Annotated in this window: 9 protein-coding genes and 1 pseudogene; 9 read left to right on the top strand and 1 reads right to left on the bottom strand. The window is 46.4% G+C overall.

The window, feature by feature from the left end; translation table 11 throughout:
* Positions 1 to 189, bottom strand: a pseudogene (locus Q0C19_RS08625) (hypothetical protein); the annotation flags it as partial.
* Positions 190 to 296: 107 nt separating this feature from the next.
* On the opposite strand from Q0C19_RS08625, the gene Q0C19_RS08620 reads away from it, so the two are divergent.
* From Q0C19_RS08620 to carB, 9 genes are all read left to right on the top strand, one after another.
* The gene (locus tag Q0C19_RS08620; RefSeq protein ID WP_295055123.1) at positions 297 to 803 is read left to right on the top strand and encodes a peptidylprolyl isomerase; all 507 of its coding nucleotides are present in this window, start codon (positions 297 to 299) and stop codon (positions 801 to 803) included.
* A gap of 117 nt (positions 804 to 920) precedes the next feature.
* Positions 921 to 2,000, top strand: a complete 1,080-nt coding sequence (locus Q0C19_RS08615; RefSeq protein WP_295055121.1) for an epoxyqueuosine reductase QueH — start codon at positions 921 to 923, stop codon at positions 1,998 to 2,000.
* Between the two features lie 75 nt (positions 2,001 to 2,075).
* Positions 2,076 to 3,674: a cation:proton antiporter gene (locus tag Q0C19_RS08610; RefSeq protein ID WP_295055120.1), complete on the top strand. Its 1,599-nt coding sequence runs from the start codon at positions 2,076 to 2,078 to the stop codon at positions 3,672 to 3,674.
* A gap of 88 nt (positions 3,675 to 3,762) precedes the next feature.
* Positions 3,763 to 4,206 (top strand): 3-hydroxyacyl-ACP dehydratase FabZ, encoded by a 444-nt coding sequence (fabZ, locus tag Q0C19_RS08605; RefSeq protein WP_295055119.1) that lies wholly within the window; start codon positions 3,763 to 3,765, stop codon positions 4,204 to 4,206.
* Positions 4,207 to 4,211: 5 nt separating this feature from the next.
* Positions 4,212 to 4,997: an acyl-ACP--UDP-N-acetylglucosamine O-acyltransferase gene (lpxA, locus tag Q0C19_RS08600; RefSeq protein ID WP_295055117.1), complete on the top strand. Its 786-nt coding sequence runs from the start codon at positions 4,212 to 4,214 to the stop codon at positions 4,995 to 4,997.
* Entirely contained in the window at positions 4,994 to 6,226 is a 1,233-nt protein-coding gene (gene clpX / locus Q0C19_RS08595) for an ATP-dependent Clp protease ATP-binding subunit ClpX (RefSeq protein ID WP_295055115.1), read from the top strand. The genes lpxA and clpX overlap by 4 nt, the downstream gene beginning before the upstream one ends.
* Positions 6,227 to 6,234: 8 nt before the next feature.
* Entirely contained in the window at positions 6,235 to 7,272 is a 1,038-nt protein-coding gene (locus Q0C19_RS08590) for a rod shape-determining protein (protein ID WP_013460700.1), read from the top strand.
* Positions 7,265 to 8,026, top strand: a complete 762-nt coding sequence (mreC, locus tag Q0C19_RS08585) for a rod shape-determining protein MreC (protein ID WP_295055112.1) — start codon at positions 7,265 to 7,267, stop codon at positions 8,024 to 8,026. The genes Q0C19_RS08590 and mreC overlap by 8 nt, the downstream gene beginning before the upstream one ends.
* Before the next feature lie 66 nt (positions 8,027 to 8,092).
* A partial coding sequence (gene carB, locus Q0C19_RS08580) for a carbamoyl-phosphate synthase large subunit (RefSeq protein ID WP_295055110.1) occupies positions 8,093 to 9,437 on the top strand: 1,345 nt, incomplete at its 3' end.

Raw genomic sequence — 9,437 nt, 5'->3', positions numbered from 1 at the left:
CGAACTACTTAGGGGGAGACCTTTGACGATTTCAATCCCGTTTTGAGCCGTTTTAATAAAATCTTTGTACTCATCATAAATAAGGAGTGACGCAAAAATAACGGTGATTAATAAAATAATCACAATCGTATAAAAATTGACTTGGTTAAGACTGATTTGCGACCATTTACGATTAAATAAGTCTCCCATATACATCCTGCTTTGATTAAATTAATAGTGTGCATTATAACAAGTTCATCCACCCCTCTTAAGATAAATCCACTATAATTTCAAAAAATTCCCTCAAGGATCACACCATGTTCGGACGAAAAGAACTGAAAACCTATACACCTACAGCCGAAGAGATGGCGAGCTACCAATGGGCAAAAATGACCACTGCCAAAGGGGTTATGTGGATCAAACTCTACAACGAAGAAACTCCTAATACGGTTGCCAACTTCGCGGCACTGGTAAATGATGGCTATTATAACGGTCTTAACTTTCACCGCGTTATTCCAGGATTCATGGCGCAAGGAGGCTGTCCTCACGGTACAGGTACCGGCGGACCAGGTTGGGCGATTCCGTGTGAAACGTCATTGAACAAGCACCGTCACGTTAAAGGGACGCTCTCTATGGCACATGCTGGACCAAATACCGGCGGAAGCCAGTTTTTCATCTGTTTTGCAAGCACTCCGCATCTTGATGGTGTACACACGGTTTTCGGCGGTATCGAAGCGGATGATGCAGAATCTATGGCGGTTCTTGACAGCATCCAAATGCGCGACACTATCGAAACAGTGGAAATTCTCGCAGAGAAGAATTAATTTCAAAACGACACATGAGCAAAGCCCATGTATCTACGCTAATGCTGAGTTTTCCTCGGCGGAAAGCCCACGTGCAGTGAACCGCACTTTTAAAAAACTTTTCAAAGGCTTTTAACTATGCTCGTCCACATCTGCTGCAGCGTCGATTCTCATTTTTTTATCGAGAAGCTTCAGCAGGAATTCCCCAACGAAAAACTCGTCGGGTTCTTCTATGATCCCAATATCCACCCTTACAGCGAATACCGCCTTCGTCTTTTAGACGTGATGCGCAGCTGTAAAAAACTGGGAATTGAGCTGATAGAGGGTGAATACGATTTTGAGAACTGGATGGACGCCGTTCGAGGACTCGAAAATGAACCTGAAAAGGGATCACGCTGTGAAGTCTGTTTCGACCGCCGTTTCGAAGTAAGCGCCCACAAAGCGCTCGAGCTCGGTGAATCCACGATGACCACCACCCTCCTCGTCAGTCCCAAAAAATCTCAAGAACAGCTGATCCGAAGCGGCGAAGTGTTTGAAGCGTCTCACGGCGTTAAATTTATCGCGTTTGACTACCGTAAAAATAACGGAACCGCCGATCAAAGCAGAGTCGCTAAAGAAGAACAGCTCTACCGTCAAGACTACTGCGGCTGTCTCTTCGGCCTTGGTATGCAGCGTGATCAGCAACATAGATTGATGGATGAGATGTTCTCGCCCATCACCCGCCAAATTCTCCCGGCCTCGATCGAAGAGCGTTTGGAACTCTACCATCGCCGCAACGAGTTGGAAGAAGCAGGTACGCCGTACCGAATCATTAAAGAACGGTTTATAAACTATCGCCTTTTATCATCGTCCCTAAAAGTCGACTCTGAAGTCATACCTTCCTATCCCCTTTTCTACTCCGCCATCAGCCGTACACAGACACAAGGACATATCGAATTCAGTATCGGTAACCAACATTTTCTCAACCGCGAAGAAGTTCGTTTTATCACGCTGGAAACGTTTAATATCCTCACCGATTCATCCTATCGATCAACCCAAGAGCTGATGTTCAACACGATAGCCATCGGTACAGAAATTTCAGTCCGTTCCCGTCTCACGGGATGCCCGTTTAGTACCTCTGCAATCATCATTGTCGATGAAATACCGACGGTTAAAATCACACTGGTTTTAGAGACCAAAACATATGACGACACCAAAGAGCAACTTATTATTCATTAAACTATTCCGCAGATAACCCGAAACCGCCTACTTTTTAACCACCCGCAATAGCAATAGTTCACTATAATTTCTATTATGGAAAAATTACTCTTATCAATCTTTTTAACCGTTGCCATCGCCACGATCCTCAATATCATTCTCAAGCGTTTGGGAATTTCTCATATTATCGGCTACATCGCAACGGGGACAATCATTAGCACTCTGTTTGGATTCAACGGAACAGGAATTGACTCGCTCAACCTCATCGGAGAATTCGGCATCGTCTTTTTGATGTTTACCATCGGACTGGAGCTGAGTCTGGAAAAAATCAAAAAGATGAAAGAGATTCTTCTCACCAACGGTCTGCTGCAAGTCGTGTTCAGTGTTGTGGTAATCTTTTTGCTGTCGTATACCCTTTTTCATCTCGATTTCAACACTTCGCTCATCATCTCGCTGGCTTTTTCCCTTTCATCCACAGCCATCGTCCTCACCTATCTCAAAGAGTCCAAAGATATACACACACCCTACGGACAAAAATCGATGGGGATTTTGATTTTTCAAGATCTTGCGGTTATCCCTATTTTGCTTCTCATCACCTTTTTATCCAACGATACCCTCTCCTTGGGCGAAGTTTTGCTAAAAACGGTACTTTCCGCCGCTTTCGTCGTCGTATTTATGTTTACCCTCGGAGAAAAGATCGTCAATGCCCTCTTGCAGTTTTCGGCCAAAACTGAGTTGGAAGAGCTCTTTTTGGGGTCCGTCTTTTCCATCCTCATCGGTGCGGCACTTTTGGCCCACAGCATGGGGTTCACCTACTCGCTGGGAGCCTTTATCGCAGGGATGATTATCGCCGATACCCGCTATAACGTCAAAGTCGAATCGGATATCGCCAGCTATAAAGATCTCCTGTTGGGAGCTTTTTTCTTCGGTGTAGGGAGCAAAATCGATATCCTCTTTTTTGCACAAAACATCCATATAATAATTTTTGTATTTTTCTTTGCCATGCTCTTCAAAGCAGTCGTTATCTACACCATCATACGACGCAACTCCGATAAAAATACTTCCGCCAAAACCGCCCTTTCGCTTGCGCAGATCGGCGAGTTTTCGTTTGCCATTTTTGCATTGGCGGGGGCACAAAAACTAATCAGCGAAGAGATGGCAAGCTTTTTGATTTTAGTCAGTGTCATTTCGATGATTCTTACCCCGTTTATTATCGGAAACATCTATAAGCTCTCCTCCTATTTTGAAAAAGAGTTTTATGAATCGGACGTCATTACCCCCATCGAGCGCAAAGATCATATTATTGTCGCCGGTTTTGCGATGCTCGGCAAAATTGTCGCCGCTTCACTCCAAGGGAAAGGGGCGAACTTCATCATCATCTCCGATAACCTCAAACATGTTCTGCATGCCAGAAAACTCGGTTATATGGCCTATTTCGGGCACTTGAACAAACTCCCCGTTTTGGAGTCTTTGATGGTCAAAGAGGCGCAGGCGATCATTATTACCATGAGCAGCGAACAGAATCGACGGCTCATCAGCGAAGCGGTGCTCAACTACGACAAAGAGGCCAATATTATTGTCAAAATCGACAATGCCGAAGAACGCAAAAGTATGCGGGACCTGCCGGAACTTGAATTCGTCGATGCGAGTTTCGAAGTAGCGGACCTCCTGGTAAAGCACGCCCTCAAAAAGTAGTATTCCTAGCCAAAAAAAAACGCATTATCATTTATTAACGAATTTTGCGGTAGAATTGGGCGATTTATTACTCAAGGTGTTTACAAATATGATAGATGTCGTTCAAATTCAAAAAATTTTACCCCACAGATTCCCATTTTTGCTCGTTGACCGTGTTACTTCCCTTACTCCGAACGAATCACTTATCGGATTTAAAAACGTCACCATCGGCGAACAGATTTTCGAAGGTCATTTTCCAGGTCACCCGATCTATCCAGGTGTTATGATTTTAGAGGGTATGGCACAAGCCGGCGGTATCTTGGCATTCCAGAGTATGGATATGACCGAAGAAGAAGCTGCGCACAAGGTTGTTTACTTTATGAGTATCGACGGCGCCAAATTCCGTGCTCCCGTCCGCCCGGGAGATCGTCTTGAATACCGTATGAATGTGGTTAAACACAAAGGATCGATTTGGGTATTGGAGGGGAAAGCTTACGTTGATGATGTTCTCGTCAGCGAAGCCGAGCTCAAAGCCATGATCGTAGACAAGTAGGCGCTATGAGTTTGATTTCACCACACGCTATTATCGAAGAGGGTGCCGTTATCGGCCCCGATGTCGAAATCGGAGCGTTTTGTTTCATTTCCGGTAAAAGCAAAATCGGCAAAGGGACAAAAATTGCTCAGGGGACATGTATTTACGGCAATACGACCATCGGCGAATACAACGACATTTTTTCCCATGCCGTCCTCGGCTCCGTTCCGCAGGATTTAAAATACGCCGGGGAAGAGGTCGAACTCATTATCGGGGATCGTAACAAGATTCGGGAATTTACCCTTTTTAATCCGGGAACGGCAGGCGGCGGCGGCAAAACCGTTGTGGGTAATGACAACCTTTTTATGGGATATGTCCATCTTGGTCATGACGTCATCATCGGAGATCACTGTATTCTCGCGAATGCCGCAACATTGGCAGGACATGTCGAAATGGGGAATTTCGCCGTGATCGGCGGAATGACACCCGTACATCAGTTCGTCAAAATCGGAGATTACGCGATGGTTGCCGGAGCATCGGCACTCTCCCAAGACGTACCGCCGTATTGTTTGGCAGAGGGGAATCGCGCCATCTTGCGCGGTCTCAATCTCAACGGATTGCGCCGGCATGTCGAACGCGCCGATATTGACGCACTCCGTTCGGCGTACCGTGAATTGTTTGAATCGGGCAAACCTCTTCAAGAACAAGCATCCGCTTTGCTTGAAGAGACATCAAGCGAATTCGTTCAAAAACTTTGTACCTTTATTGTTAATACCAAACGGGGTATCCCCTATGAAAGGAATCAATCATGATTCATCGCCATTGCAGTTTCTGCGACGCGCAGGAAAGCGACCACAACCCCCTTATCGCCGGTACAAATGTCTACATTTGTAAAAACTGTGTTTTCTCCGCCTATAAAATCATGTTCGGTGATTCCGAAGGGGAGACTACCGCTGCCGTTGAGCACAAAAGTACCGAGCTTCTGACTCCGAAAGAGCTTAACACCTTTTTGGGGCAATACATCATCGGCCAGGACCGCTCGCGCAAGCTTCTTTCAGTCGCCGTGTACAATCACTACAAACGTATTTTTAAACATACCCTTGTAGAAGATGAAACCGAAATCGCCAAATCCAATGTCCTCCTCATCGGACCGACCGGAAGCGGAAAAACACTGATGGCACAAACCATTGCCCGTGTTTTGAATGTCCCTATCGCGATCGCCGATGCGACAAGCCTCACCGAAGCGGGATACGTGGGTGAAGATGTCGAAAATATCCTTACCAAACTTCTCCAAGCAGCGGATGGCGATGTGGAACGGGCACAGCAGGGGATCGTCTTTATCGATGAGATCGACAAAATTTCCCGCATGAGCGAAAACCGCTCTATTACCCGTGACGTATCGGGCGAAGGGGTACAGCAGGCCTTGCTTAAAATTATTGAAGGTGCCGTTGTCAATATCCCTCCCAAGGGAGGGCGCAAACATCCGAACCAAGATTTCATCCAAATCGATACGTCCGGTATTCTCTTCATCTGCGGAGGGGCATTTGACGGTCTCGGTCAGATTTTAGAGCGTAAAAAAGGGTCTAACGTCATGGGCTTCGGACATGACAAACGAAGCACTACCGATATCGATGACAGTTTCGAAAACGTTGAACCGGATGATTTGGTCAGTTACGGCCTCATTCCTGAATTGATCGGACGTTTACCGATTATCGCGTCACTCAACAAAATTACCGAAGAGGAGATGGTTCGTATTCTCACCGAACCAAAAAATTCTTTAGTAAAACAATATACCAAACTATTTGCCATCGATGACGTCGAACTGACGTTTGACAAAGAGGCACTCAATGCAATCGCGGCTAAAGCGTTGGCGCGAAAAACGGGAGCACGCGGACTTCGTGCCATTATGGAAGAGACTATGGGAGATACGATGTATGAGCTCCCTGAATACAACGGATATGAAGTACTCATTACCAAAGAGGTAGTCGAGGACAAAGTTCAACCGGTCTATATCAAAAAATCAACTCAAAAAAGTGCATAGGAGAGTCAATGCTATTTAATAAACTTATCGGAATGTTCTCAAACGATCTCTCTATCGATTTAGGGACTGCAAATACCCTTGTCATTTCAAAAGGAAAAGGGATTATTATCAATGAGCCCTCTGTCGTTGCCGTAAAAACTGAAAAATACGGGCAACAACGCGTTCTTGCGGTAGGGCGCGAAGCCAAAGAGATGGTAGGGAAAACTCCGGGCAATATCAAAGCGATCCGCCCGATGAGAGACGGCGTTATCGCCGATTTTGACATGACCGAAAAAATGATCCGAAAATTTATTGAAAAAGCACACGGTCGTACATCACTCATCAGTCCACGTATTATTATCTGTATCCCTTACGGCTTGACACAGGTTGAGCGTAAAGCGGTTCGTGAATCGGCAATGAGTGCGGGAGCGCGTGAAGTGTATCTGATCGATGAGCCTATGGCCGCAGCCATCGGTGCGGGGATCGATATTCGCGAACCGAAAGGGAATATCATCGTTGACATCGGAGGGGGAACTACCGAGATCGGTGTTATCTCTCTCGGAGGACTTGTCCTTTGCCGTTCCATCCGTGTTGCGGGGGATAAAATCGACCGTGCCATTATGGATTACATCAAACGTAAATACAATCTCCTCATCGGTGAGCGTATCGCGGAAGATATCAAAATCAATATCGGTACCGCAATGCCTCTGGCTCAAGAGCTTAAAATGATCATTAACGGGCGTGATCAGGTAGAGGGACTTCTTACCTCCATCGAACTCACCAGCGAAGATGCACGCGAAGCGATGCGTGAACCGCTCAAAGAGATTCTTGAAGCACTCCGTGACGTCCTCGAAAATATGCCGCCGGATTTGGCGGGTGATATTGTCAACAACGGTGTTATCCTCACCGGAGGCGGGGCTCTCATCCGTCAACTCGATAAATATCTCTCTGAAATTATTAAAATTCCGGTATACGTTGCCGATGAGCCGCTGTTGTGTGTTGCACGCGGAACCGGCCGCGCATTAGAAGAGATCGATCAACTCCACGAACTCTTCGATAATGAATAAACAAGCGTTAACCGTTGCATCGCTACTTACACTTTTAGTAGGCGGGGCACTCTATTTCACCACTTTTTTACAGTCCCCTATCATACGGCTCACCCATTCGATCAAATCATCGTACCTCACCGGCGTTGAACAGATTCAAAACGGGATTGATGAGCATTTCCGCCAGCAAGCCACCATCATCGATCTGCATAAAAAAAATCGTTATTACGAAAAAGAGCTATTAAATCTTCATCAGGTTGCCGATGAGTATCAAAAACTCCTTGTAGAACATAACAGCACATTTAAGACTATGCCCGATACCGCGCTGGTACGTACCCTCTCCTATGTCCGTTTCGGAGATCCTCATAGGGTGTGGATAGAGATGGAGCATTTTGATCCCAAACGTGTTTACGGCCTTTTGTATCGCGGCTATGCGGCTGGTATTGTCGTCTCTAAAAACGGACACCCGCAAGCACTTTTAAACGGGGATGTCAAAAGTTCTTATGCCGTTAATATCGGAGCTTCACAGGCGCCCGGGATTGTTCGGGGAAATAATGCACGCCGTTTAATCGTCGAATTTATCCCGACATGGATCCCTATTTCGGTAGGAGATGAAGTCCAAACCTCAGGGCTTGACCGAATCTTTATGTCCGGTCTTAAAGTGGGAAGAGTCGTCTCCTTCACCAAAGCCAGCGGATACCAAAGTGCGGTTATCGAACCTTATTTTTACGGTAAAAATCCTGCCTATTTTCACGTTATCACCAAGGTGAGATAAAGGCTGTAATCGGATTTTAAGTGCTTCTCGTCTATAATAATAAAATTTTTATGACGAGGGGTCTCAATGCCAAAACGCGACGACATCAAAACGATATTACTCATCGGATCAGGCCCGATCGTCATCGGTCAAGCCTGTGAATTTGACTATTCAGGAACACAAGCGGTCAAGACGCTCAAAGAACTTGGCTACCGCGTAGTTTTGATTAACTCGAATCCGGCAACCATTATGACCGACCCCGAATTTGCCGATCGTACCTACATCGAACCAATCAAACCTGAGATCATTGCTGAAATCATCAAGAAAGAAAAAGTAGATGCTATTTTGCCGACTATGGGAGGCCAAACTGCTCTCAATGCCGCTATGAAAATGCATGAACTCGGGATGCTTGAGGGGATCGAATTTCTCGGTGCCAACCCAAGTGCGATCAAAAAAGGGGAAGACCGCCAAGCTTTCAAAGAGTGTATGGTTAAAATCGGAATGGACTTGCCGATCTCCCGTTATGCTTACAATATGGATGAAGCAATGGCGGCGGCTGAAGCAATCGGTTTTCCAATCATCATTCGTGCTTCGTACACTCTCGCCGGTGGCGGAAGCGGTGTTGCGTACAACATCGATGAATTCAAAATGCTCGCTCAACGCGGACTCGATGAGTCTCCGATTACCGAAATTCTGATCGAAGAGTCCCTGCTCGGATGGAAAGAGTACGAGATGGAAGTTATCCGCGATCGTAACGATAACTGTATCATCGTCTGCTCCATCGAAAACTTCGATCCGATGGGTGTTCATACGGGAGACTCGATCACCGTTGCCCCTGCCCTCACGCTCACAGATAAAGAATACCAACGTATGCGTGATGCGTCGTTCGCTATTTTACGTGAAATCGGTGTCGACACGGGGGGATCAAACGTACAATTCTCTGTCAACCCTGAAACCGGACGTATGATCGTTATCGAGATGAACCCGCGCGTTTCCCGCTCGTCGGCACTCGCTTCCAAAGCGACCGGGTATCCGATTGCCAAAGTAGCAACGCTTCTTGCCGTCGGTTTTACCCTCGATGAGATCACCAACGACATCACAGGCACCCCTGCCGCATTTGAGCCGGTTATCGACTATATCGTAACCAAAGTACCGCGCTTCACATTCGAGAAATTCCCCGAAGCGGAATCGACCCTCACCACCAGTATGAAATCGGTCGGTGAAGCGATGGCCATCGGACGAACGTTTAAAGAATCGGTTCAAAAAGCCCTCTGCTCGCTGGAAACAGGACTAAGCGGTTTCGATCCGATTGAAGGTGATCTCGAATTTGTGAAACATGAAATCCGTCGCCCAAATGCAGAACGTATCCTCTACGTAGGACAAGGGTTCCGTATGGGACTATCCAAAGCCGAAGTGTTTGAACTCTCTAAAA

Origin of the sequence: Sulfuricurvum sp., assembly GCF_023250475.1 — a bacterium.
In the GTDB taxonomy this organism is placed as follows: domain Bacteria; phylum Campylobacterota; class Campylobacteria; order Campylobacterales; family Sulfurimonadaceae; genus Sulfuricurvum.
The sequence above is the reverse complement of the archived record's forward strand: the minus strand, read 5'-3'. Positions and strand labels throughout refer to the sequence as shown.